This is a genomic window from Micromonospora sp. C95 (genome assembly GCF_018070465.1).
Lineage (GTDB): Bacteria > Actinomycetota > Actinomycetes > Mycobacteriales > Micromonosporaceae > Micromonospora.
The window spans coordinates 1-24,255 of record NZ_JAGPXT010000003.1; the positions used below are offsets into that span (position 1 = coordinate 1).

Genomic DNA, 24,255 nt, shown 5'->3' on the forward strand with positions numbered 1-24,255 from the left:
CGATCGCCCAGATCGAGCTGTACACCAAGACCGACCAGTACCCCACCGGCGTGCACGTGCTACCCAAACACCTCGACGAGAAAGTCGCCCGACTACACCTCGACGCCCTCGGCGCCAAACTCACCACGCTCTCCAAGGAACAGGCCGCCTACCTCGGCGTCGCCGTCGAAGGCCCCTTCAAACCGGACCACTACCGCTACTGAGGAGCCGGCCAGTGCCCACTACGCTCGTCACCGGCTCCATCGCCACCGACCATCTCATGCGCTTCCCTGGCCGCTTCGCCGACCAGCTCATCGCGGGAGCTCTGGACCGGATCTCGTTGTCCTTCCTGGTCGACGACCTGATCATCCGTCGCGGCGGGGTCGCCGCCAACGTCGCGTACGGCATGGCGCTCCTCGGTCAGCAGCCGGTGCTCGTCGGCGCGGCCGGCCGGGACTTCACCGACTACCGTTCCTGGTTGCAACGCCACGGCGTCGACTGCGACTCCGTCCTGATCAGCGACACGGCGCACACAGCCCGCTTCGTCTGCACCACCGACGACGACAACTGCCAGATCGCCACCTTCTACCCCGGTGCCATGACCCAGGCGGCAGCCATCGATCTGGCGACGGTCATCGGTGCCGGGCCGGTCGACCTGGTTCTGATCAGTCCGGACAATCCCACCGCGATGCTCCGGCATGCGGACACGTGCCGCCGAATGGGCCTTCCCTTCGCTGCCGACCCCTCTCAGCAGTTGGCGCACATGTCGGGATCCGACATAGCGGCCTTCATCACCAAGGCTCGGTACCTCTTCACCAACGAGTACGAGTACACGTTGCTGCTCAGCAAGCTGGCCGTGTCCGAAGCCGTGCTGCTCGACATGGTCGAGACCGTGGTGTGCACGCTGGCGGCCGACGGGGTCCGGCTCCGTACCCGCCAGGGTGTCACGCAGGTGCCGGCCGTACCGGTCGCCTCGGTCGTCGACCCCACCGGCGGCGGCGACGCCTTCCGCGCCGGCTTCCTCACCGGGGCGATCCGCGGATTACGGCTGGCGGCGGCAGCCGCCCTCGGCTGCCAGCTGGCGGCCTACGCGATCGCCGAGCACGGCACCCAGGAATACCTGGTCGCACCGGACCGCCTGATCGCCGATCTCACCGCACACTATGGCGCGGTGGCCGCCACCGCGGTGCGCGCAGCACTGGCACCGCAGGCTGATCCGGCTCGTCCGGCGCCCTCCGACCGGTAGCGTCGCGGCACAGGACCGGTTCCGCCGCCCCACCCGGCGGAACCGGTCCACCGGCGTTTCCGGGCTCCACGGCCACCGTCACGACGCCACCTGCACGAACTCCGGCCTCCGCACTCGCCCCGGAGGCATCGCCGCGCGTCTCTACGCGCCGACGACACGTCGCATCGGTTACCACGACAGCCGTCGGCGGCACCCATCAACCGGGCGCCGCCGACGGCTGGGTAAATGGTGGATCAGCCCCCGTTGATCTTTCGCTGGACGAACTCGTAGACCGAATCGCCCACCTTCGGAGCGTACTGCTCTGCGTTCTCGGTCGAGGCGCGGAAGTGAACTCCGCCCCACAACCTGCTCTGGCTGCAGTCCTGAGCCATGTCCGTCAGATTCTCCCACCGAAGGGTCATGTCGCTCGCCGGGGTGACCCCCGGCTCGATCGTCGACGACCCCTTGGCGCGGGGCACGTTCATGACCAGATTGTCGGTGCCGAGGAACCGCCGCGCCGCCTGAGCGTAGGCAAGGCAGAACGAGGACGAGCCGGACGGGTACTCGGTATGGTCCGCGGTCTTCAGATAGCTGCGCCACTCGTTTCCGGTGATGTCATCGACGGTGCCTTTACCGGGGCCACCCCAGGCCGTCAGCTTCTTGTTCCCGTACAGGTAACGGATCGCGCTGACCGGCCGGACCGCATCGAACTTCCGCTTGAAGTACCAGGTCGCGACGGAGACGTCGAAGATGGCGAGGTCGACGGTGGTGACGTAGTGAACCGCCTGCTCGATGTCGAAGTTGCCCTGCTGGAAGGCGGCGCTGCCGGCGATGAAGCCAAGGGAGAAGATCTTGTCGTTGAAGAACTCGGCCGTCATCTTCTGGTGATCGGTCAGGTTCGCCGACACCCGGAGAACCTCGTCGGCCTGGCGCTTGTACGCGCGTCGGTTCCGGTGGTTGCTCTCGACCGGCGGAACGACGCGGAACTGGGCCGGGCTGCGGTACGAGACCGGCTTCACCCGACCCCAGTAGGGGGTGACGAACTCCTGCGCTCGCCGGAGCCCGTTCGAGTTGAGGATCAGCGGCTGCCAGCGGGAGGGGTTGCGCAGCTCGGTCGACGTGTTCACCGGCTCGTATCCGGTGTAGTCGGCGTAGGGTTGCAGGTTGTACCGGCGCCCGCCGGCGTCGCCGTCCCGGTTCGAGCCGTCGTTCTCACGCGCTTCCAGCACACCCTTGCTGGCCCGGATGCCGATGTCGGCCGGGCGGCTGACGTCCTCAGCCGGCTCGTCCGGATCGAGGCCGACCGACTCCAGCATCGCTCGGAACTCCGACTCGAACTCGGGGAAGAGGGCGTTCAGCGAGGTGTAGGCAGCGTAGATCACGGCGATGTTCCGATTGCGCGTCGTGGCCTCGCTGCGCGGCTGCCGCCCGAGGTTGGAGTAGATGCCGACCGCGGTCGAGTGGTAGGGCGCGATGGCGTCGAACCAGGCCACCTCCACCATCAGGATGTGGTCGGCCACCAGGGTGGCGTCGTCGCCGCCCGGGGTAACCGAGCGGACCGCCTTCTGGAACCGAGGGTAGATCACCTCGGTCAGGGCGTTGCCATTGTCGAAGTCGAAACCTGCCGCCTTCTGCTGAGACACGGCCGTCGTGGGGGCGAGCGTCACCGCCAACACCACAGCGGCGACGGCAGCCATCCACGAGCGCAGGTGCCAGCGCCGGAGGCGCTTCTGACTACTCAACCTTTTCTCCTCCCGTATCGTCCATCCCGTCCTTACCGCGGAAGGACGAACCTTGCGGACAGTCGATGTTCTGCGTGGTCGGGTCCTCGGGTGGCTACCGGTCGTTCTTCGTCGCGCACAGGATGCCGTGCGCGACAAGGGCGTCCGCCGGCATCTCGGCCGGGTCCTGGGCGACGGCCTTCGTGACCGTGAATCCGGCCTCTTCGAGCCAACGGGCGTAGGTGGACAGCTTCTGGGGTCCGCCCTGGCCCATCGAGCAACCGAGGAAGTAGGTGGGGAAGAAGTCCACCGCAGAGGAGCTCTTGATGTCCTCGGAGTAGACCGGTCCCAGGATGTTCACCTGCCCGCCCACGTTCAGTGCCTGGTGGGTGTTGCGAAGGATCTGCATGACCTGCGGTTTGTCGAACATGTCGAGGAAGTGCTTGATCAGTACGACGTCGAAGCCCTGCGGCACCTCTCGAAAGACGTCACCGCCGATGAACGTGCAGTGTTCTTCGACATCGTGTGCCTTGAAGTTGCGCAGGCACTCCGCCTCCTTCTCAGGCAGGTCGAACGTCGCCACCCGTAGCCCGCGGGACTCCTTCGCGCGGTAAGCCAGGATCGCCCCCAGGCCGGTGTTCCCGGCGAGATCGAGCACCCGGGCGCCCGTCGCTACGTCGATGTTGTCGAAGAACCAGGGATCGATGTGCGCGGTGACGGCGTCCATCATCGTGCTCCACGAGCGGCGCAGGTCGTCGTGCTCCGCCAGGGCGCCGTAGAGGTTGCCCTGGTACCCGTAGATTGTCTCCAGGCCGACGGGCCTTCTCCGGCGGACACTCTCGGTCAGGTGGAAGGACTGCCGGAGCATGACCGTCTTGACCATCTTCATGATGGCCAGCACCCGATGCAGGTCGTCATCGGCGAGTGCGCCGAGCCCGGCGAGCGCGTAGCGGCCCGACTCCTCGTCGTACGTGACGAGGTCATCCTTCACCAGCAGCTGCATCAGTTGCTCGATCGCCTCTGGAGCGGCATCCACCTGATTGCCGAGTTCGTCGGCGGTCCTCCCGCCGCTGCCGCGCAGCGCATCGACGATCCCCAGCTCGAAACAGGACATGACATTCATGAATCTCGCGGGGCCTACCAGGTAGTCGCGGAATCGCTCCAGTGTTCGTTCTCCAGTCATGTCGCACCCTTCCTGTCGAACTCGGGCAGTAGGCGAACCCGGCCGGGCCGGCCGCCGAGCGGCTTCCTCACCGGGCAGCCGCGAAGCCGCGAACCCGCCGCACCACGCCCGCCGCGTCCGCTGGAGACCTGTTTCCGCGCCAGGCGACGTGCTGGTCGGGCCGGACCAGGACCAGATCCCGCTCCCAGAGCTGCCGCGCCCCGTCGTCGGTCACCACCGTGTGGTTCACCGGTAGACCCTGAGCGGTCGCCGCGTCGAGCAACGCGTCGGCCCGGCCGTCGCCAGCGAAGTCGACGAGCGTGAAGCTCGGGCCGAGCCGGTCGAAGATGAACTCGCCGGTTTTCAGCCGGAGGCTGGGTGGGCGGCCGCCCGGCCAGGTCGTCGGCGTGTAGTGCCAGGGGCTCCACTCGGGCTCGGTGCTGTTGTCCGAGCAGACGACGGGGGAACCGGTGTACCGGTATCCGAGCTCGATCCCCCGATACTCGTTCTCACCCCGTTCGGCCTCCAGGACGGACGCCACGGACTCCAGCGGGGCACCCTCGCGCAGGAGCGTACCGGCCTTGAGGTGCACACCAAGGTGGCGATGCGAGGTGTGCATGTTACGCAGTCCAACCGGGCGACGCTCGACCTCGTAGCTGTCCAGCAGGCCCGGACCACCGTAGCCCTGCAGGACGGCGGCCAGTTTCCAGGCGACGTCGACCGCGTCGCCGACGCCGCTGTTCATCCCGTATCCACCGGTGGGGAACATCTGGTGTACGGAGTCACCGGCGAGCAGCACCCGGGCCGCCCGGTACTGATCCGCGAGCAGGAAGTTGGGCCGCCATCGGGAGGTCAACAGGACCTTGTCGATCGCCAGGTTCGTCTGCGTCGTCTCGCGAAGGAACGCCGCCGGGTCGGCTGGCGGCGGGTCGAACTCGGTGGGGTCCGTGCCGTTGACGTGCACGGTCCAGGTGTCCACCTCGTCCTGGGAGATGATGACGTACCTGAAGGCGAAGTAGTGCCAGAAGGATCCGTGCCGGTGCAGGGTGGACAGGTCCTTGCTCTTGAAGTGGACCATGAGAGCGTTGGGAAGTTGCGGCACATCGAAGCCGGTGAGACCAACTCCCACCGCCTTGCGGACCTGACTCGACGCGCCGTCACAGCCGAGCACGTACTGCGACCGGACGGTGATGCGGCTGCCCGTCAACACGTTCACCAGATCGCTGCTCACCCCGTCGTCGTCCTGCACGAGCGAGTCGAAGTACCACCCGGGGCGCAGGTCGATCAGGGGCTGGCTCAGACAGCGGGCGCGCAGAACCGGTTCGAGGTTGATCTGGGAGATCCGCTGGCCCGGCTCAGCCGGCTGCGTCCCGTCGTTTTGCTCCGTGATCTGTCGCCGCTCCGCGGCGACGGATGGAATCGCCCACGTGGAGATGGGCTGCCCGGCGAGGCCGGTCGACCACACCACGTCGGCCGGATGCTCGGCGCCCACCCCTGCCGATCGGACGTCGTTGACAAGATCCAACTGCCGGAACAGCTCCATGCTGCGGGGATTGACGAAGTCAAGTTTCGGGTGGTTGCTGGTTTCGAAGCCGGCGTCGACGAGGACGCACGGTACGCCGTGGCGGGCGAGGGTGAGGGCCGCGACCATGCCCACAGGGCCTGCGCCCACCACGAGAACCGGTGCCGGATCCACAGTTGCCTCCTGGGGTGTGGGGGCGGACGTGCCGCCCCGCACGCCGTTCGGACCGTTCACGTACTGAGCTGGATCTCTGGTTTGACCGAGCCGGGCTCGTGAGCGCCTTCGGTGGAGGCCGATCTGGGCTCGCCGGCGCCGGAGTCAGCGCCGGTCAGGGCACGGACCTGCAGCTCGGCGAAGCCGGCGTCGTTGTGCTCGCGACTACCGATCGTGCCCAGGAACCCCAGCAGGAATGCCGCCGGAACTCCCAGCAGCGCCGGGTCGATGTTGACCAGGTGGAAGTCCACTCCGGAGAGAATTGCGACGGGGCTGCCCGACATGAGCGGCGAGAACAGGAACACCAGCGCGGTCGCCCCGATCCCGCCGAAGACCGACCAGCGCAGCCCTGCGGTGTTGAACCGCTTCCAGAACAGCGAGTAGACCATCGCCGGCAGGACGGCGGCACCGGCGAAGCTGATCGTCACGGGAAGCAGTGCATGGATGTTGACCTGTAGCAACAAGGTCCCGACGACAGTGGCGGCGAGTCCGACGATCAGGGTGTTGCGCCGCGCCGCGCGCAGTTCGCCGGCTGGGTCGGACGGACGCATCGCGTGCACGTCCCGGGTCAGCGAGGTGACCGCGCTGATCAGCAGCGCCGCGAGCATCCCCACCACGATGAGCAGGGCGGTCGCCGCGAGCAGACCGACCAACCACGAGCCGCCGATGAAGTCGGCCAGGATGGGCAGTGTGGTGTCCCGGGTGGGCGGAATGAAGCCGATGTTCTGCCCACCGATCAGGCCGACAGCGCCGAAGGCGAGCACGGCGACGCAGAGGTAGAAGCCACCCACCAGCAGGCCTGCCCAGCCGGCGGACCGCCGTGCCTCCCGCCCGGAGGTCGCCGTGAAGTGGCGCATGAACATGTACGGCAGTGCCGCATGCCCGACGAACGCGACGAACAGCTTCGACAGGTGCCCGAGGGGCGAGCCGCCAAGGCTGAACTCACGGCCAGGGCCCAGCAGGTCGAAGCCGGCGGGATGGGGGGCCGCCTTGGCCTGCGCGTCGTCGAGCAACTGCATCAGGTTGAACCGGTACTTCGCCAGCACGCCGACGGTCAGCACCGCCACCACCGCGATGACCAGCAGGGCTTTCGCCACCATCACGCGCGTCGTGCCGAGCATGCCGCCCACGAGCACGACCACGGTGGCGACCACACCCATGCCGGCCACCATCACGGCGCGCCCGGTGCTCGAGTCGACCCCGAACATCAGTCGAGCCACGATGCCGCCAGCCTCCATCATCACCATCGTGTACGTGACGAACAGCAGCAGCGTCACCGTGATCGACGCCGCCCGGGCCGTCCGTTCGTTCGCGCGTATCGCGAACACGTCACCGATCGTCTGCCCGCCGATGTTGCGGAGCGGGGCGGCGAAGATCAACAGGGCGATCAGCCAGGACATCGCGAACGCCGCCGAGAAGAGGAAGGCGTCGAACCCACTGAGCGCGATGTGCCCCGTCATCGTGAACAGGGTGGTGAACAGGATGAAGCCGGCGAACAGCGCAAGGGCGTTCTGCCCGGCGCCGATCCGACGACCGGCCAGGTAGAAGTCGGTCGGAGTGGTCTGGGTGCGGCGTGCGGCAACCACCATCGCCAGTAGCGCCACCGCGAGAACGGCGGAGATGACGACGCCGACTCCGACGGCAGTTCCATTTGTCATCGAAGGTCCCCTTCGAATTCCGCCCGGATCTGGTCGGCGAGCGGGTCCAACGTTGTCCGTGCGTACTTCAGGTGTGCCACCGTGATCGCCAGTACGAGGGCGAAGGTGACGAGGACGAACAGCAGCCCGACGTTGAAGGATCCGACGATCGTCTGCCGGTAGAAGCTCGGCGCGTAGGCACCGAGCAGGATGGCGAGGAACCACCAACCGACGAAGGCCACGCACGCCCCCAGAGTGAATGTCTGTGCTTTGCGACGCAGGACCGTGAACTGAGCGCTGTCATGTACCGCGGAATAGCGATCGCTGTTCGACGGGGTGTTCCTTATGGCCATGACACCTCCTCCTCGTGACGTGACGGCAGATAGGCAGCATCTGTCATCCCGCCCCGCATGGGCATGCCCCATCCACGGGATTCCACTTAGGGGCCGAAGATGGCGTGGACCGCTGGGCCTTATTCACGCGAAGGTGCGATGTACGGCGACCGCCACCCGGCGTCAAGGTGGTGCACGTCCGGTGTGGTGATCTCCGGACCGGCGGCGATGCCGCCGGGACACCGCCATTCGAGGAGGTTGGGTGAGCGCGACCCCATCACCGACAGCTTGGACGTACGACGACTTCACGACGCCGGCGCTCGATCCCGACCGTTGGGAGATCCTGCGGGTGTCCGGGAACGATGGGGTACGGCATGCGTACCAGGACCGTAATGCCCGCCTGCACTGCGGCGACGGGGCCTTCGAGATGAGCATCGTGCCGTTCAGCCGTTTCCATGACACCAGCCCGATACAGAACAACGCCAAGCAGATGTACCGCTCCACTCAACGATTTTTGGCGCCGGCGGAGGGTGAGCTGCGGTTCGAGGTGAACATGGCGGTGCGGACGTACGGGCAGGTGCCGTACGACCTCCTCGATGCATTCGGCACGGTAAATGTGTTCGACCTCGAGACCGGAGTCGTGTTCAACGTCGCGGCCACCAACGACTCCGTCTACGCGGTCGTCGAGCGCCTGGCCCTGCCCGGAATCGATGAGCCGGGCGAGCCCTATGTCCATCGCGTCGTGCTGGACGTACCCACGGAACCCGGGCGCGAGCACCACTACGCCATCGCCTATCGTGCCGAGACTTCCGAGGCGGCTTGGTACGTCGACGGCAAGCGTGCCTACTGGGCTCGGATCCCGGTGCCGGTGAGCGGCTTCCACGCGGGAATGGCACTTTTCTCGGCCCGGGATCTCACCCGCTACACCCGAGCGGAGCGCGAGCACGGACAGGGTGCTACCGCGCGTTGGAGCGGGTGGACCATCGACGGTTGCGTTTCGACAGTTCGCTGAGCCGGATCGAACGGTGGACCGGGCGACGTCCGGCACGCCACCGGCCGGGGACGTCACACGAGCAGCTCTCCCCCGTCGATGCTGAGATTGACGCCGTTGATGGCGGGATTCTCCAACAGGAACATGACGGCGTCGGTGCAGTCCTGCATGGTCACGAGCCGCTTGGTCGGCGTCCGGGCCTTGGTGGCCGCGCAGATGTCGACCTTCGTACGCCAGTGCGGGGTATCGACGACCAGACTGGGATGCAGGGCGTTGAACCGGATGGGTGCCAGCTCCGTCACCAGTGTCCGCACCAACGCACTTATGCCACCGTTGGCGGTCGTCACGGTCGTGGACCCGGGATAGGGCCGATGCATGGCCAGGCCACCCAGCAGCACGGCTGCGGCGTCGGCCGACATCCGGGACGAGAGGGCGTGCACGACGGTGGTGTAGCCGATCAGCTTCATCGTCAACGTGCGGGTCGCAGCCTCGGGCCGATAGTCACGCACGGTGTTGTGATCCCGCTCGAGCGCCGCGATCACCAGCCGGTCGACCTGCTGCACGTCGGCCAGCGCGGCCGGGATCTGCTCCGGCTCGCCCAGGTCCACCGCCAGCCCGCGGGTGCGGCCGCCGATCTCACCGGCAACGCTCTTGGCGCGGTCGTCTGTTCGGCCGGTGATGACCACGTCACAGCCACGCCCGGCGAACGACTCGGCGACGTGCCGCCCGATCCCGGAAGTTCCTCCGACGACGACGACGTGGACAGGCTTGGACACTGTTCCTCCCCCATGGGATTGCGCTTCGTGGGCCGGTTCGGCCGACCGTACCCAACCCCCTCGCCCCGATTCGTCACGTGTTCACGGTGTCACTGACCGCCGGGCTGCCGGAGCGTGCCACCACGGGCGGCGAATACGACAGCAACGAACCACGTGAATGGGCGATGCCCTGATCGGCCGTCAACAGTGAGGCTCAGCGATGCCAGTACCCGCACCGTGGCGGCCGTATCCCCGCGGCGATTCGAGGCGCGATGTTCTCCGCACAGGATGTCAGGACCGGCCGACGCTCCCCGGTCAACCGTTGGTGGGTCGTCGGCGGGATGGGCCTGGCCGTCTTCCTCGCCTCGCTCGACATGAGCATCGTCAACGTGGCGCTTCCGGCCATCCGCGACTCGCTCTCCGCGCCGACCGCCGTCACGCAGTGGGTGGTACTCGGATATCTGCTCCCACTTGTCGCCCTGGCGCTGCCGACCGGCCGCTGGCTGGACGACGGCGACCACCGAAGCGTGTTCACCTGGTCGAGCACGGGGTTCGCCGTGGCCAGCCTCGCGGCGGGTCTCGCCCCGACGATCGGCTGGCTCATCGCGGCCCGGGTGGTCCAGGGCCTGTTCGGCGCCGCGCTGATGGCGTTGATTCCCGTCCTGATAACCACCTCCGTCGAGCCGGGCTTACGCGGCCGGGCGATGGGCGTCGTCGACACCCTCGGCATGCTCGGATTGATCAGCGGACCGGCGATCGGTGGGGTGATCGTGGCTTCGGCGGGGTGGCCCTGGATCTTCTACCTGAACGTGCCGGTGTGTATCGGCCTGGTGCTGCTCGCCCTCGCCCACATCCCGCGTGCCGGACGACTTCGTCCTCCCGGTCGCGCCGCGGTGGTGGAGGCGGGGTTCCTGGCCGGTTCCACCACCGCGATCATGCTCGCCCTGACCCTGGCCACCGGCGGCCAGCCGCAGTGGTTGTTCCTGGCACTGGTGGCGGTGCCGCTGCTGCTGATCTGGCCGCGGCTGCCGGCGAGCGTCCCGGTGCGGACCCTCCTCACGTCGGCTGACATGCGCGCACCGCTGGCGGCCCTGGCCGCCACCTCGGTCGCCAGTGGACTGATCTTCTACATCGTGCCGTTCCTCCTCGTCACGATCATGGCGACCTCGGCCCCGCTCACCGGCATCACGATGCTGGCCTTCCCCCTGGGCGCCGCGGCACTGGGTCCCTTCGCCGGACTGATGGCCGACCGGTACGGTCCCCGGCGCACGACCCTGTTCGGTCTGGTCGTGTTGACCGGTGGGCTGCTGTTGCTCCTGCCTGCCGATCCCGTCTGGAGTGCCCGAGACGTCGCATGGCGGCTGGCCGTCGCCGGGGCCGGTATCGGTCTGTTCAACGCTCCGAACATGAGTGCGGCCATGTCGGCCGCCCCGCATTCGCTCCTGGGGACAGCGGGCGCCGCGACGAGCGTCGCCCGGCAGGGCGGTTTCGCTTTCGGCCCGGCCGTCGCGACTCTGGTGTGGGGTCTGTCCGGGTACGGAGCCGGCGGGATCCGCTACGCCTTCCTGGTGGCATCGGTCGTCGTGGTACTCGGCGCACTCCCGGTCGCCCGCCGGTCCTGGCAGAACCGACGGCCGCCGGTACGGCGTACGGCCGCCGACCGCATCGGCGCCTCGATCCGGCGACGGAACCGGCCCAGCGAAGGCGACGTCCCCGCCGGATCGGAGCATCAATGACGTGGCAACTTCGCGGCCGGGACGCGCAACTGCGGCAGGTCCACCGGTTCCTGCGGACCACGGAAGCGGGCACCGCGGCCGTGCTGCACGTCGAGGGTGGGTGGGGCAGCGGCCGTACCCGCCTGCTGCGTGAGGTGGTGGACGCGGCTGCCGCCGCCGGGTTCCACATCGTCGAGGACTGGTCCGCGGTCGCGGAGCCGGGCGCTCTCCAGGCCGCATCGGCGTCGCCCGGGCCGGTTCTGGTGGCCCTGGACGATCTGCACCAGGCGGATCCGACGACCGTCCGCGACCTTCGCACCTCGCTGTGGCGGCTGCGGGACCGACCGATCGCCTGGGCGCTCAGCCGGCGTCGCCAGGCGGGTGGGCCCGCGGTGGATCAGCTCTTCGGCGAGGCCGGTCTGACGGCCGACCTGGTCGATCTCCAGCCGCTGTCCACCCAGGCCGTCGCGCTGTTGCTTGCCGATTGCACGAGCAGCCCCCTGGCCGGCCTACCCGGTCTGCTACCGGCGATCGGCGGAAACCCGCTGATCGCCGTCGAACTGGCCCTCGGCACGCCCGGCACGGCACTGGACGGGAACATCGGCGAGCCACCGGCCCGGGTCCAGGCCTGCGTCCGCAGGTGCCTGACGGACCTCGGCGACCACTGCCGACAGCTTGTCCAGGTGGGTGCGGTACTCGGTCCTCGCTTTCTACCGGGCGACGTGGCAAAGCTGCTCGGGCGGTCGGTGGCGGAGCTGCTCACGCCGGTCGAGGAGGCGATCGCCGCGGACCTCCTGTTCGGCGACGGTGACTGGCTGGCCTTCCGGCAGCCGTTGTTCCGGCGGTGCGTACGCGCCTCGCTCCCCGGTGCCGCGCGGATCGCCCTGGAGAATCAGGCCGCCGTCGAGCATCTCGACCTGGCCGTCGCGGCCGTCGACGAGGTCGCGGAGTTGCCGGAGACGCCCCAGATCGACGCCCCTTCCCTACCACTGCGCATCGGACCCGCCAAGCCCGTAGCCGCCCGGTCCGGCTGGGACGATCTGAGTGACATCGAGCGAATGGTCGCAAGTCTGGTCAGCCAGGGGCTGACCAACCAGCAGATCGCCAGCCTCGTGTTCCGCTCACCGCATACGGTGAACTACCACCTTCGCCGCATCTTTCGGAAACTGGATATCCGCTCGCGGGTCGAACTGGCCCGGCTGACCCTGCTGCACTATTCGGCCTCGGAGGCGGACGAAGGCGCACTCGACGTGGCTGGTTGAGTGCTTAGCCGCGTGACCGCTTCGGAGGTGGACAGCGGCACCGCGCACCGACGCGCGGCGTAGCGCAGCGCCATGAGGTGATCCTCGATGGTGAAGTCGGCCAGCGCGTCGGCCACCAGGAACGGCTGGATGTCGCGGGTGAACGCCTCGCAGACCGTCATCAGGCACCCCACGTGGGCGTAGACGCCGCAGATGATGAGCTGGTCGCGCTGGGATCGTCGCAGCCGCTCCTCCAGATCACTGCGGTAGAACGCGCTGTAGCGCCACTTGGTCAGCACCGTCTCGCCCGGCTCCGGAGCGATCTCCTCGGCGATGCCGCGATCGGTCTCCGCCACGCTCATCCCCGGGCCCCACAGGTCGTACAGCAGCCCCCGCTCCTCGCGGGTCATGCCGCCGGGCTGCGCCGTGTACATCACCGGCACGCCCGCCCGGCGGGCCGCCGTGAGCAGCTTCGCGGTGTTGGCCATCAGCTCCGGGAACGGGGACCGCCCTCGAGCGAAGGGCCGCAGGAAGTAGCGCTGCATGTCGTGTACCAGCACCACCGCCCGATCCGGACGAGGACGCCAGGGCAAGGCGGCCGGTGGCACGTCGGCAACGTTCGGCATCCGGTACGGCGGGATCATCTTCATGGCCATCACAGGGCTCCTGTTCGGCAGGGATACTTCTTACAGACCGGTGCCCTCGTCAGCTGCGCAGCGCGGCACCGCCGTCGACGTACAGGTCCTGCATCGTGATGTGGCCGGCCTGGTCGGAGACGAGAAACGCGACCGCCTCGGCCACGTCCTCGGGCTGGGCCAGTTTCCCCAGGGGAATGCCGACGCGGTACGCGGCCAACGAGCCCGCCACGGCGAACTCCGGATCGACTCGTCCGCCGAGCATCGCGCGCAGCATCGGGGTGTCGGTGGAGCCCGGCGAGACGATGTTGCAGCGGATGCCGTAGCCGGCCAGCTCCAGCCCCAGACATCGAGTGAACTGTGCGGACGCCGCCTTGGACGCGGCATAGGCAGCCATCTCCACCCGGGGCACCCCGGCCGCGTTGGACGCCACCGTGACGATGGCACCGTGGCGACGAAGGATCATGCGACGGGCGACCGCGCGACAGACGTTGAAGACACCGCCGACGTTGACGGCCAACACCTCACTCCAGTATCGGTCCGACAGGTCGACCACCCTGCCGGTACGCAGGACACCTGCCGCATTGACGACGATGCCGATCGGGCCCTGCTCATCCTCGACCCGCTGGACCAGCGCCTCCACCGCCACGCTGTCCTGAACGTCGACCGGGCGGCCGCGCACCGACAGGTTCTCGGCCTCGATCTTGGTCACCGTGTCGCCGAGCTGGTCGGCGTTACGGTCGACCGCGCAGACGTGTGCCCCGGCACGCGCCAGCGTCATCGCCACCGCCGCACCGATGCCCTGAGCCGCGCCCGTGACCAGCGCGACCTTCGACTCGATTCCGGAGAGTTCCATCATGATCTCCCACTCGTACGGTCTTCCACGGCGACGGCCGGTGCGGTGACAGCGCCCTCGGCGTCGTATTCGAAGAGCCACTGATGCCGGTCCAGCCCCGAGGAGGTGCCGGCGGCGACATCCCGCAGCCGCTGCGCGGTGCCGTCGGCCAGATGCAAGGTGCCGGCACCGGCGCGCGACTCCGCTTGGATCCGGCTGGTCCGGGGAAGTCGGATCTGCTCGTACCGCCGTAGCGCCGCCGGCAGCCCGTCCCGACTCGCCGCCTCGAGACAGCGGGCGAGCACGGCGGCGTCCTCGATCGCCTGGTTCGCGCCCTGAGCCTGGAACGGCAGCATCGGATGGGCGGCATCGCCGATCAGGACGACCCTTCCGTGGGACAGCCGGTCGAGGCTTTCCCGATCATGGAGGGCCCACCTGCTCACCACGTCCACGGCGCCGATCAGCCGGGTGACGTCCGGATGCCAGCCCTGATACCGGGACGCCAGATCCCCTACGGTGCCCCGCGCCGTCCACGATTCCTCCCGCCAGTCGACCGCCGGGACGGTCGCGCCGAAACTCACCTGCTGGCCCGAGGACACCGGATAGCAGACGCAGTGCTGGTCCGGTCCCAACCACAGGCGTACCGCCGGCTCGGCGACCAGGTGCGGTACCCGGTCGGCCGGCACCAGGCCGCGGTAGATGGTCTGCCCGGAGTACCGCGGCGTGTCGACGGCCAGGTGCTTCCGCACCACCGAACGGATGCCGTCGGCACCCACCACGAGGTCCGCCTTGACGCTCGCCGCATCGGCGAAGCGCAGTTGCGCGCTGTCTGCGGTCTGCGTCACGCCGATGCAGCGAGCGTTCAGGCGGATCTGTTCGGGTGGTGACAGCCCGAGCAGACAGGCGTGCAGATCGGCCCGGTGCAGTGTGTAGTACGGCGCACCGAACCGGTCCCGACAGGACTCGCCCAGCGGCGTGCGTCGCAGCAGTTCGCCATCGTTCCACCGGCGCATCTCGATGGTCTGCGGCAGCACCGCGACGGTCCTCAGCTGCTCCGCCAACCCCAGCCTGTGCAACAGCCGGGTGGCGTTGGGCGCGAGCTGCACTCCGGCCCCGACCTCGAACAGCCGCGGTGCCTGCTCGTAGACCACGACGTCGACGCCGGAGCGGCGGAGGGCGGCGGCGAGCGCGAGGCCGGCGATGCCGGCGCCCACGATGACCACGTTCATCTGTGGCATATCGGCCCCATCCCGACAGTCAGTAGTAGAGAAGCGCCTTGTCCCAGTCTTCGTCGGGGCCGAAAAGGCTGCGCGGCTTGACCACGTCGGGCATCGACGTCAGCACGGCGGCCGGCACCAGACTGCCCGGCGGTAGTCCGACGACCTCGGCGTCGACACCGATCACGGACCGGACCGATGCCGCCAGCTCCGCGCGGGCGGCCTCCCGGTGCTCCTGCGACACCTCGATCTCGACACGCAGGCGATCCGGTTCCACCCGTGCCCGCCAGAACAGCACGCCGTACGAGTCGGGCAGGGCGAAGACCAGTTCCTCGAGTTGATGCTGGGCGACCGTCGTCGACCCGACCCGGTACCCGAAGGCCGCCCGCCCGAACACCCTGACGGTGGGCAGATTCCAGCCGCACGCGCAGTCGCGGTAGGACACCGAGACGTCGTCTTCCAGGTTGTACCGCAGCAGCGGCATGGCCTCGCGGAACAGCGGCGTGACGACGAGTTGTCCCTCGCCCTCGCTCCGCACGGTGCCGGTCTTCGGGTCGTACACCTCGAACAGCGCTCGGTCGGCCCACAGGTGCAGTCGGCCGTCCGGGCACTCGCCGGCGAGGCTGCCGGTCTCGGTGGAGCCGTACTCCTCGATCACCGGCACGCCCCAGATCCTGCTGATGCGTTGCCGACGGACGTCGGTGAGGGGCTCGCCGCCCGTGAAGAGCGCCCGCAGCGCGGGAAAATCGGACCCCGGCCGGTGCCCAGCAGCGGCAGCTGCGGCGGCCCACAGCAGGTACTCCGTGGCCACCGCCCACGTCAACGTCACGCCCAGGTCGTGCAGGACCCGGACCACACGGGCGTACGGCATCGCCAGCGAGCGGTTGTCGCCCGGCACCACCGTGGCGCCGCGCAACCGCCCCGCGGCGTGCGCGAGATGACCCGTCAGCATGAGGGCATAGGGCGTACGGACCAGGAAGATGTCGCTCTCGGAGAAGCCGATCCACTTGCGGGCGAACCGTTCTGCCAGGTCGACCCAGTCCTCCGAGGTGTAGTAGGACGGCGTCGGCTGGCCGGCGGTGCCGCTGGATTCGTGGTAGGTCGCCAACCGCTCCTTGGGTACCGCCAACATCCCCCACGGGTAGTTGTCCCGTAGGTCCTGCTTGGTGGTCAACGGCAGCGAGGCGAGATCCGAGATGCTGGTGGGCAGGTTGGCCGGGTTCAGCCGCGACCGGTAGAACGGCGAGTTGGCGGCCCAGGACACGGTCTGCGGCAGTTGCTTCTCCTGCAGGCGCTGCACGTCCTCGAAGCCCTGCCACTGGCCCAGCTGAGGCAGGCTGGAATCAGGATTCACGACGTTTCCTCTCCTAGCAGTCGATGGGCGTTGTCCCAGGCGACACGTCGCCACTGCTCGGCCGGCAGCCCCAGCACCTCGAACTTGACCAGTTCCACGGCGGGATGCTGGAGCGGATACTCGGAGCCGAAGACGACCCGCTCCGCGCCCAACCGGTGCAGCGCCGCCTCGGCCACGCTCGTGTAGCCGCCGGATGTCTCGAGGAAGATGTTGGGCACGTCCGCGACCAGGGTGAGCGCGTAGAGATCAATGTTGCCGATGCCGCTGTGGCCGAGGACGAAACGCACCTCGGGGAAGCGCTGTGCGAGCGCGACAAGGTCCGCCACGCCCGCGCCCGGCCGGGCGAGGCACACCACGTACACGGGGTGGTTGACCGAGGCCGCCACGTCGATCAGGGCCACGACTCGTGGATCAAGCAGTCCGATGCCGTGCACCGCGGGCGATATCTCCAGGCCACGGAAGTCCGCGGCCACCGCACGATACGGGTCCGGCGTTCGATGCGGGTTCGCGAAGAAGAACGGTACGAGGCGCCCGCCGGTGCCCGCACAGGCACCCAGTACCGCGTCGTTGTCGGCATCCGTCTCCACATGTCCGGCGAGAATGAGCTGGCGCGACAACCTGTCGAGATCGATGACGCCGCCGGCGCACACCACCGCTCGATCGAGCCCACACCCGTCCAGCGTCTTAAGCATCCGCTCCCGAGCACCGGGGCGGGGAGCCAGGCGTACGTGGAAATCCAGGATGCGTTGCCTGGTCATCGCGCACTGCTCACTTCTCGATGCAGAACTCGTCGATCGGGTAACCGACGTGTCGCTGCTCCACCGGCAGGTAGCCGAGCAGCTTCGTGCCCGCCGTCAGCTCCGTGACGTTGAGCACGACACCGCCCGGGCCGAGCACCCGCACGTGCCAGTCGTCCTGAACGATCAGGTTGACCTGAACACCCGAGGCGGAAACCGCGTCGATCGCCAGCATCGGTCGTCTCTCGATCTTTACGCGGCCGACCGTGATGGCTCGTACTCGCCCCGCCGAATCCACCGCCATCACCTTGCCGCCGGCTTCCAGCTCACTGAGATACCTGGTGCGCCCCTGCTCGGAGAGGGTGTACGAGTGCAGCGCTCCGGCGTTGACCCGGAACGGGCGGGTGGGCATGTAGGGCAGCGGGTGGGTCTCACTGCAACACAGGATCATGCCGTGCGAGTACGAGCCGACGACGATGCCTTCGTCGGGACGGAACTGGGAGCAGGTGTCCACGCAGACCCGGTCGCCGAGGCCGGCACGTCGAAGTCCGACGACCTCCAACTCGGACAGCGTGAGGTCTGCGGCACCGCCCGCTGCCGCAGCGCTCAGGTTGGTGGCCTCACCGACCCGGGTGGGCGCGAGCATCACCCCGTCGGAGCCGTGCTCGAGCACCCCGAAGACGATCTGCGCCTCCTCGACGTCGGCAACCTGGGTGATGATCGAGCCCGGCGCACCGGCGGCAGCGGCGAGCACGATCTCCAGCGGGATCTTGGTGGGATCCCGGAACGACAGGACGCTCCAGTGATCGAAGCGGGCCGCCCGGCACGCGTCGTCGAGGCTGGCTGCGTCGACGATCTCCACGAACCGGCCGAACTCCAGCTCGGGGTGGCGCTGAGCCAGATCGGCGGGATCGCCGTGCCGGGCCGGGTCCACGACGACGAGGTCGACGTCGTCGAGCTTCTCCGGCAGTGCGTCGGCGTTCGGGAACAGCACCCGCTTGACGGTCGGGGGAATCGCCGCCAGGTCGGCCGGATCCGCCGCCACGATGGCGTCCACCCGCTGGTGGATGCCCTCCTCGATGATTGCGTTCTTGGCTCCGTCCGCGTTACGGATGTCTAGCCAACACAGCTTCACTGATCGTCTCCCTAGCAGTCAGTTGGTCAGGGAAAGCCGCTCGTCGAGCGCCTTGGGGCCCGGCGGATACCACGCACCGTGGACGAGCCGGGCGATCGCGGCCGCCAGCTGCCGGGGTTGACCGGCCTGGAACACGTTGCGACCGATGGCCACACCGGCGGCTCCACCGCGAAGCGCGTCGGAGACATAGGCCAACAGGCCGCTCTCCTGCTGCGGTGGGCCACCGGCCACGATCACCGGCACCGGACAGGTGGCCACCACCTCTGCCATCTGCTCGGGCGAGCCGGCGTAGTCCGTCTTGACGACGTCCGCGCCAAGGTCGGCAGCCAGCGAGGCGGCGTGCGCCACCAGCTCCGGCGCCCGTGCGTCGCTGATCTCCGGGCCTCGGGCGTACACCATGGCGAGCAATGGGAGGTTCCATCGATCACACGCATCCGAGACCGTCGCCAGGTCCGCGATCTGACGTGCCTCCTGTTCGGATCCGAGATTGACGTGGACGCTCACCGCGTCGGCTCCGATCCGCAAGGCCTCGTCGACGCCGGCGACGAGATACTTCGCGTTCGGATCGGTGGCGTGTCGTGTGCTCGCGCTCAGGTGCACGATCAGCGACATGTCGGTGAAATGGGCGTGGTTGACGTGACGGAGCGCGCCCTTGTGCAGAACCACGGCGTCGACGCCGGTGTCGGCCAGTTCGCCCACGAGGGAATTCAGATCGCCACGGCGGATGGGTCCGTCGGTGATGGAGTGGTCGAGTGGGACGACGAACAGACGCCAGTCGCCCTGCCGGAAAAGGCGCCGCACGCGGAGGCTGCGGGCAAACGAGACGTGAGGTGGGGCCATGATTTCCTGCCTCTCAGGCCGGGGTGGGGTGGCCGGCGGTCGACAAGGCGCCATTGGCGCTGGGCGCGTCCCCCTCGGGTCGGTCGAGGCGGAACTCGCGGTGCAGCACGTCCACGGTGTCGACGGTGCGTTCCTGAGGCACGATGACGGACAGCCGGGACTGGGAGGTGGAGATCCAACTGGTCGGAATCTCGGCGGCGGCCAGGGCGGCTATGAGCCGCGCGGAATACTCGGGACGGCTGAGCAACCCCACGCCGATGACCGACACCTTGCCGACGTTCTCGTCGAAATGCACGCCGCCGTTGTGCATGACCGCGATCTCGTGCAGAAGGCCGCGAACCCGGTCCGCTTCACTACGACGAATGGTGAACCCCATTCGGAACTCTTTCTCGTACGGCCCGGATCTGGCCACCAGGTCGGCCACCGTCCCCTGACCCGCCAGTGCGGCGAACACGTCGGGGGCGAGGTCACCACGACCGTCCCGGCAGTGCACGAGCACCCGCGCGACGTCATCGTCGTGTGTCACCGCCATGACAGCCTGCCGGGTCTCCAGCGGCTGCCCCTCCTCGATCTCGGAGATAATTGTTCCGGGCCGGTCCGACAGTGCGTTTCGGATGCACACCTCAACTCCCTCCATAGCCGCCAACTCGACACAGCGGGTGTGCAGAATCCGTGCGCCCGCGAACGCCATTTCCGCCATGACGGTGGGATGGATCCAGGGCAGCCGCCGGGCAGCGGGAATGACACGAGGATCGGCGGTGAACACGCCGTCGACATCCGTGTATATCTCACAGGCGGCCCGCAGGCGCGCGGCCATGGCCACCGCGGTCGTGTCGGATCCACCACGTCCGAGCGTGGTTACGTCTCCGTACGGGCTGACCCCTTGGAACCCGGTGACTACCGCGATCTTGCCCGCGTTCAGCACCGACCGCACGGATGCCGTCGCGATCCTGGCGATGAGCGCGTCGCCATGCCGGTCCGTCGTCCGCAGACCAGCCTGGTGCGCCGTCAGCGACGTCGCCGGCGCGCCCAGCCCGTTCAGCACGAGCGCCATCAGCGCGGCCGACTCGCATTCCCCGACCGCCAGCAACTGGTCGAGTTCCCGCGACGGACCAGCCGAGCCGACGTCCGACGCGAGTCGCAGCAGATCATCTGTACGGCCGCCACGGGCCGAGACGACCACGACCACCGATCTCCCTCGCCGCCACTCCCGGGATATCCGCAAAGCGGCGCGATGAACGCGGTCGAGCGTCTCCAGAGAGGTACCACCGTATTTTTGGACCAGCACGTCCACGCTCATCACCGCCTCGAAATTGTGAGCGATCGGACCCAACATTAAACGGCGGAACCGACTTGCCGCACTACCCACCCAAGTGGTGCCGAACCATGCAGGTGTTCGCGCCACGTCGGCTCGCATCACACACCCCGCATGACGTGACCACCGCACATCGGGTCGTATAGGCGAGCACCGGAACTTCCGATTAATTGAGAACAGGCCATGGCGTGTTCACGCCATGTTGCGGCCCGCCAGGCCGGAACAGCGTTGCTTGGTCAGGTAGTTGTTTCTGGTGACCGGTCGCCGCAGAATCTAAAGGTCCACCGGGTTCGCCCGCTCGCCTGACAGCTCGAAGATCCGGCAACAGAAGGTGCTGTTCGACTGTGCGTTCGATGGCCGGAGCCGGCCATTCAGCAAGATTCGCGTGGAGCATGCGATACCCATTCTAGGAATGAACAGGGATGCGGGTCATTAAAGCGACCCGCTGTCGCCTGGGAGGCATGCAATGTCCAGCAGACAACTATCGGTCATAGGACGGTCTCGAACGGCCGTCGCCCTCGCGGCGCGGGCGCCGTCGCGATGGCTGAGTGAGCTCCTGCCGGGTGAACCGGACCCTGGACGGCTGCTGAGGTTCGCTCTGGTCAACACGTGTACCGTGACGGCCCTGCTGCTCGGCGCCAGCGCCATCCTGTTGGCCACGAACGGCGAGTTGCGCTGGGCCAGCCTCTGCCTTCTCGGCTGCTTCACCCTCGACGGCATCGACGGGGCGCTCGCCCGAAGGTTCGCGGTGACGAGTCCGTTCGGAGCCCAGATGGACTCGCTTGCGGATCTGTGCGGGTTCGGGCTGGCGACACCCCTGCTGGCCTATCACTGGCTCAGCGGCGCCGCTCCGCTCTACGTGGTGGCGGTCGCGTGCGCAGGCCTGGCCGTCTGCGCGATGATCCGGCTCGCCCGATTCAACGTGCTGCCGAAGGACGGCCGCTACTTCACCGGGCTTCCAGCGGCGATGCCCGCGGTGATCCTCGCCGTCACCATCCAGTTGGGCATCGCGCCGACCGCTGGCCACGTCGGGCTGACCGGGGCGCTGGCTGTCCTGATGGTCACCACGCTGCCGTACTCCAAGTTCGGACCGCTCGTCGCGCTACCCCGATGGATCTGGCCGCTTCCGCTGGCCGCGCTCGTGGCCGGGCCAAGGGTCGTCTTCGGGCTCGCAGCCGCCACCTACCTGTCGTCGGGACCGGCTCTGGGTCTCCTGCGGCGCGTCCGCCGGCCCGCTCCGGACGTGGTCACCGAGCTCCTGCCAGGCCCGCGCAACAACGCAGCCGAGACGCCACCGACCGAGTTGGCCGGGCCCACCTCGACGCGGCACGTTCGGATCGCGATCATCGGAGCCGGCTTCGCGGGACTCGGCATGGCGATGCGGCTCAAGCAGCTGGGCATCGACGATTTCCTCGTGCTCGAGCGCGCCGACGACGTCGGTGGAACCTGGCGCGACAACGTCTACCCCGGTGCCGCCAGCGACGTGCCGTCCAACCTGTACTCCTACTCGTTCGCGCCCGACCCCGACTGGACCCGCACTTTCCCGTCCCAGCCCGAGATCCAGCGGTACCTCCGCCGGTGCACGGAACAGTTCGACCTGAGTGCCAAGATCCGATTCCGCCACGAACTCATCTCCGCCGAGTGGCAGGAGGAGGCCAACCGGTGGCGGATCGACACCTCACAGGGGGATATGACCGCCGACGTCCTCGTCGTAGCCACCGGCCCGCTCAGCAGGCCCGCCACGCCGCGCATCCCCGGCCTGGACCGATTCACCGGCCCGACCTTCCACACGGCGACCTGGGATCCCACGTTCGACCTGAGTGGGAAACGCGTGGCGGTGATCGGCACCGGCGCCTCCGCCGTACAGTTCATCCCGCAGATCCAACCAGCGGTATCCCAACTGTATGTCTTCCAACGTACGCCTCCGTGGGTGATCCCCCGCTGGGATCGAAGGAAGACGGGCCTGGAGAAGAAGCTCTACCGGCGGTTCCCGCAGACGCAGCGAATGGCTCGGACGGCTGTCTATCTGTGGCGCGAGTCCTTCATCCTCGGCCTCCGGTTCGATCAACACATGCTCGGACCGGCGGAGTGGTGGGGGCGGCGTCACCTGCGCCGGCAGGTGAGTGACCCAGAGCTGCGCGCGGCGCTCACTCCCGATCATCGGTTCGGCTGCAAGCGGGTCGTGCTCTCCAGCACGTTCTATCCCGCTGTCACCCGGGACAACACCGAGCTTGTGCGAAGCGCGATCCAGGAGCTGCGCCGGAACTCCATCGTCACGGTGGACGGCACCGAACGGGTGGTCGACACGATCGTCTTCGGCACCGGCTTCGAGCCCGCCAACATGCCCATAGCCCGCCGGCTGCGCGGCAGGGGCGGCCGCCTGCTCGCCGATGCGTGGCGCGAGGGTGCCCAGGCATACCTGGGCACGGCCATCGCCGGGTACCCGAACCTCTTCATGCTCCTTGGGCCCAACACCGTCTCCGGGCAGAACTCCTCGCTGCTGACGATGGAGGCCCAGGTCGACTACGCGATAAACGCCGTGCGCTTCATGGAGCAGGTCGACGTCGCGGTGGTGGAGGTACGACCAGAAGCCCAGGCGTCATTCGTCTCGGAGGTCCAGAGCAAGATGACCGGGACGGTCTGGGCCTCCGGATGCCGGAGCTGGTATCTCGATGAGCACGGCCGCAACACGACACTCTGGCCCAGCATGACCCGTTCCTTTCGCCAACGGACACGTCGGTTCGACCACGAGAACTACGTCCTGCGGTCCTACGCGCTACCCGAATGAGTAGGCGGGAGGGCAGCCTGCGGCGCCGAGCCCGTGGCGATCGGCGGCGCCGCAGGGCTCACCGTCCACCACAGGTCCGCCTCGATCCCTCGGCGTGATGCACCCGGTCGTCAGGAGCCCGCCCCCGACCGAGCCAGGGTGCTGTCCGGACCACTCGAGTTCCGGCCATCTGGCGAGCGGAATCGAACCATGTCGGCACGCGACCACCACTTGATCAGCCCTACCCGAACAGGACGGCTCCACGTGGCTACTGACTACGGTTTTTTCGTTCGCGAGTTCCTGCGGAATCCGGCCCGAACCGCATCGGTCATCCCCAGTGTGGCGGCCGTCGGCAGGCGCATGGCCGCCGCCGTACCCGAGCTGGACGACCCGGTCGTCGTCGAACTGGGGCCGGGAACTGGCTCTTTCACCGCCGAGATCCAGCGTCGGCTCGGAGCGCGCGGCCGACATCTGGCCGTGGAACTCAACGACCGGTTCGCCACCCAGTTACGAGGTCGGTTCCCCGCGGTCGACGTGGCCGTCGGTGACGCGGCTCAGCTCCGTCGTCTCCTCGACGAACGCCAGGTGCGCTTCGCCGACGCCGTCATCAGCGGCCTTCCGTACGCACTGTTCTCCGCGAGTGAGCTGCACCGGATGATGAGTGCCGTCCGGGACAGCCTGACCCCGGACGGGACGTTCGCGGCATTCGCCTATGTCCATGCGGCCTGGACGCCGCCCGCTCGTCGCTTCTACCGCCTGCTACGCGGCAGCTTCCGGGAGGTGGCCGTCAGCAGAGCCGTCTGGCACAACTTGCCGCCTGCGTTCGTCTACACCGCCCGTCACGCCCTCGCTCACGTACCGCAGCAGCGAGGCGACGACCGGCGGGATCGGGCGATGGAGACGGTGACTCCCCCTTGGCGGTAGCCC

21 protein-coding genes are annotated in these 24,255 nt (G+C 68.2%); 7 read left to right on the forward strand and 14 right to left on the reverse strand.

The window, feature by feature from the left end:
- Together KBX00_RS04855 and KBX00_RS04860 are read left to right on the forward strand one after the other, a co-directional pair.
- Positions 1 to 203: adenosylhomocysteinase (locus KBX00_RS04855; RefSeq protein WP_210823690.1), on the forward strand; the 203-nt coding region annotated here is incomplete at its 5' end.
- Between the two features lie 56 nt (positions 204 to 259).
- Entirely contained in the window at positions 260 to 1,225 is a 966-nt protein-coding gene (locus KBX00_RS04860) for a carbohydrate kinase family protein (protein ID WP_210824153.1), read from the forward strand.
- 233 nt (positions 1,226 to 1,458) lie between these two features.
- Here the strand turns inward: KBX00_RS04860 and KBX00_RS04865 are convergent, their stop codons facing one another.
- The 5 genes from KBX00_RS04865 to KBX00_RS04885 all read right to left on the reverse strand — a co-directional run bounded on the left by KBX00_RS04865 (position 1,459) and on the right by KBX00_RS04885 (position 7,884).
- Positions 1,459 to 2,946, reverse strand: coding sequence for a vanadium-dependent haloperoxidase (locus tag KBX00_RS04865; RefSeq protein ID WP_210823693.1), 1,488 nt, complete (start codon positions 2,944 to 2,946; stop codon positions 1,459 to 1,461).
- 94 nt (positions 2,947 to 3,040) lie between these two features.
- Positions 3,041 to 4,108 carry a methyltransferase gene (locus tag KBX00_RS04870; protein WP_210823695.1) on the reverse strand — a complete coding sequence of 356 codons (1,068 nt, stop codon included), beginning with the start codon at positions 4,106 to 4,108 and terminating at the stop codon, positions 3,041 to 3,043.
- 67 nt (positions 4,109 to 4,175) lie between these two features.
- On the reverse strand, positions 4,176 to 5,783 hold the full coding sequence (locus KBX00_RS04875; RefSeq protein WP_210823703.1) for an FAD-dependent monooxygenase: 1,608 nt from the start codon (positions 5,781 to 5,783) through the stop codon (positions 4,176 to 4,178).
- Positions 5,784 to 5,839: 56 nt separating this feature from the next.
- A complete protein-coding gene (locus KBX00_RS04880; RefSeq protein WP_210823704.1) occupies positions 5,840 to 7,480 on the reverse strand; it encodes a cation acetate symporter in 1,641 nt (546 codons plus the stop codon).
- Positions 7,477 to 7,884: a DUF485 domain-containing protein gene (locus KBX00_RS04885; protein ID WP_307868078.1), complete on the reverse strand. Its 408-nt coding sequence runs from the start codon at positions 7,882 to 7,884 to the stop codon at positions 7,477 to 7,479. Before KBX00_RS04885 ends, KBX00_RS04880 begins: the two co-directional genes overlap by 4 nt.
- 169 nt (positions 7,885 to 8,053) lie before the next feature.
- Here KBX00_RS04885 and KBX00_RS04890 point away from each other — a divergent pair, with 169 nt between their 5' ends.
- On the forward strand, positions 8,054 to 8,803 hold the full coding sequence (locus KBX00_RS04890; RefSeq protein ID WP_210823706.1) for a DUF6081 family protein: 750 nt from the start codon (positions 8,054 to 8,056) through the stop codon (positions 8,801 to 8,803).
- 53 nt (positions 8,804 to 8,856) lie between these two features.
- Here KBX00_RS04890 and KBX00_RS04895 read toward each other — a convergent pair whose 3' ends face one another.
- Positions 8,857 to 9,558: an SDR family NAD(P)-dependent oxidoreductase gene (locus tag KBX00_RS04895; RefSeq protein WP_210823707.1), complete on the reverse strand. Its 702-nt coding sequence runs from the start codon at positions 9,556 to 9,558 to the stop codon at positions 8,857 to 8,859.
- Positions 9,559 to 9,809: 251 nt separating this feature from the next.
- Between KBX00_RS04895 and KBX00_RS04900 the strand changes: the two genes are divergently transcribed.
- Positions 9,810 to 11,273 (forward strand): MFS transporter, encoded by a 1,464-nt coding sequence (locus tag KBX00_RS04900; protein ID WP_210823708.1) that lies wholly within the window; start codon positions 9,810 to 9,812, stop codon positions 11,271 to 11,273.
- Complete coding sequence (locus KBX00_RS04905; RefSeq protein ID WP_210823709.1) at positions 11,270 to 12,514, forward strand: LuxR family transcriptional regulator; 1,245 nt, start codon at positions 11,270 to 11,272, stop codon at positions 12,512 to 12,514. Before KBX00_RS04900 ends, KBX00_RS04905 begins: the two co-directional genes overlap by 4 nt.
- On the opposite strand, the gene KBX00_RS04910 is transcribed toward KBX00_RS04905, so the two are convergent.
- Genes KBX00_RS04910 through KBX00_RS04945 form a run of 8 tightly spaced genes read right to left on the reverse strand, consistent with a single transcriptional unit; the run spans position 12,466 to position 20,540 of the window.
- Positions 12,466 to 13,149, reverse strand: a complete 684-nt coding sequence (locus KBX00_RS04910; RefSeq protein ID WP_210823711.1) for an isochorismatase family protein — start codon at positions 13,147 to 13,149, stop codon at positions 12,466 to 12,468. The genes KBX00_RS04905 and KBX00_RS04910 overlap by 49 nt on opposite strands.
- Positions 13,150 to 13,198: 49 nt before the next feature.
- Complete coding sequence (locus tag KBX00_RS04915) at positions 13,199 to 13,984, reverse strand: 2,3-dihydro-2,3-dihydroxybenzoate dehydrogenase (RefSeq protein WP_210823712.1); 786 nt, start codon at positions 13,982 to 13,984, stop codon at positions 13,199 to 13,201.
- Positions 13,984 to 15,201 carry an FAD-dependent monooxygenase gene (locus KBX00_RS04920; RefSeq protein ID WP_210823713.1) on the reverse strand — a complete coding sequence of 406 codons (1,218 nt, stop codon included), beginning with the start codon at positions 15,199 to 15,201 and terminating at the stop codon, positions 13,984 to 13,986. Before KBX00_RS04920 ends, KBX00_RS04915 begins: the two co-directional genes overlap by 1 nt.
- A 19-nt stretch (positions 15,202 to 15,220) precedes the next feature.
- Entirely contained in the window at positions 15,221 to 16,534 is a 1,314-nt protein-coding gene (locus tag KBX00_RS04925; protein WP_307868080.1) for an AMP-binding protein, read from the reverse strand.
- Entirely contained in the window at positions 16,531 to 17,292 is a 762-nt protein-coding gene (locus KBX00_RS04930) for an amidohydrolase family protein (RefSeq protein ID WP_301547382.1), read from the reverse strand. Before KBX00_RS04930 ends, KBX00_RS04925 begins: the two co-directional genes overlap by 4 nt.
- A 10-nt stretch (positions 17,293 to 17,302) precedes the next feature.
- Entirely contained in the window at positions 17,303 to 18,406 is a 1,104-nt protein-coding gene (locus KBX00_RS04935; RefSeq protein ID WP_307868082.1) for a 3-dehydroquinate synthase II, read from the reverse strand.
- 18 nt (positions 18,407 to 18,424) lie between these two features.
- A complete protein-coding gene (locus KBX00_RS04940) occupies positions 18,425 to 19,246 on the reverse strand; it encodes a 2-amino-3,7-dideoxy-D-threo-hept-6-ulosonate synthase (RefSeq protein ID WP_210823714.1) in 822 nt (273 codons plus the stop codon).
- Positions 19,247 to 19,259: 13 nt separating this feature from the next.
- Positions 19,260 to 20,540 (reverse strand): aspartate kinase, encoded by a 1,281-nt coding sequence (locus tag KBX00_RS04945; RefSeq protein WP_210823715.1) that lies wholly within the window; start codon positions 20,538 to 20,540, stop codon positions 19,260 to 19,262.
- 487 nt (positions 20,541 to 21,027) lie between these two features.
- Here KBX00_RS04945 and KBX00_RS04950 point away from each other — a divergent pair, with 487 nt between their 5' ends.
- The gene (locus KBX00_RS04950) at positions 21,028 to 23,349 is read left to right on the forward strand and encodes an NAD(P)-binding domain-containing protein (RefSeq protein WP_301547383.1); all 2,322 of its coding nucleotides are present in this window, start codon (positions 21,028 to 21,030) and stop codon (positions 23,347 to 23,349) included.
- A gap of 243 nt (positions 23,350 to 23,592) precedes the next feature.
- The gene (locus KBX00_RS04955) at positions 23,593 to 24,252 is read left to right on the forward strand and encodes a methyltransferase domain-containing protein (RefSeq protein ID WP_210823718.1); all 660 of its coding nucleotides are present in this window, start codon (positions 23,593 to 23,595) and stop codon (positions 24,250 to 24,252) included.
- Positions 24,253 to 24,255 lie beyond the last annotated feature (3 nt).

Coding starts and splice junctions, on each gene's coding strand:
- KBX00_RS04940 (WP_210823714.1), bottom strand. CDS start 19,246: ATGGCCCCACCTCACGTCTCGTTTGCCCGCAGCCTCCGCGTGCGGCGC.
- KBX00_RS04885 (WP_307868078.1), bottom strand. CDS start 7,884: ATGGGGCATGCCCATGCGGGGCGGGATGACAGATGCTGCCTATCTGCC.
- KBX00_RS04915 (WP_210823712.1), bottom strand. CDS start 13,984: ATGGAACTCTCCGGAATCGAGTCGAAGGTCGCGCTGGTCACGGGCGCG.
- KBX00_RS04950 (WP_301547383.1), top strand. CDS start 21,028: ATGTCCAGCAGACAACTATCGGTCATAGGACGGTCTCGAACGGCCGTC.
- KBX00_RS04910 (WP_210823711.1), bottom strand. CDS start 13,149: ATGGCCATGAAGATGATCCCGCCGTACCGGATGCCGAACGTTGCCGAC.
- KBX00_RS04880 (WP_210823704.1), bottom strand. CDS start 7,480: ATGACAAATGGAACTGCCGTCGGAGTCGGCGTCGTCATCTCCGCCGTT.
- KBX00_RS04920 (WP_210823713.1), bottom strand. CDS start 15,201: ATGCCACAGATGAACGTGGTCATCGTGGGCGCCGGCATCGCCGGCCTC.
- KBX00_RS04860 (WP_210824153.1), top strand. CDS start 260: ATGCGCTTCCCTGGCCGCTTCGCCGACCAGCTCATCGCGGGAGCTCTG.
- KBX00_RS04870 (WP_210823695.1), bottom strand. CDS start 4,108: ATGACTGGAGAACGAACACTGGAGCGATTCCGCGACTACCTGGTAGGC.
- KBX00_RS04900 (WP_210823708.1), top strand. CDS start 9,810: ATGTTCTCCGCACAGGATGTCAGGACCGGCCGACGCTCCCCGGTCAAC.
- KBX00_RS04905 (WP_210823709.1), top strand. CDS start 11,270: ATGACGTGGCAACTTCGCGGCCGGGACGCGCAACTGCGGCAGGTCCAC.
- KBX00_RS04930 (WP_301547382.1), bottom strand. CDS start 17,292: ATGACCAGGCAACGCATCCTGGATTTCCACGTACGCCTGGCTCCCCGC.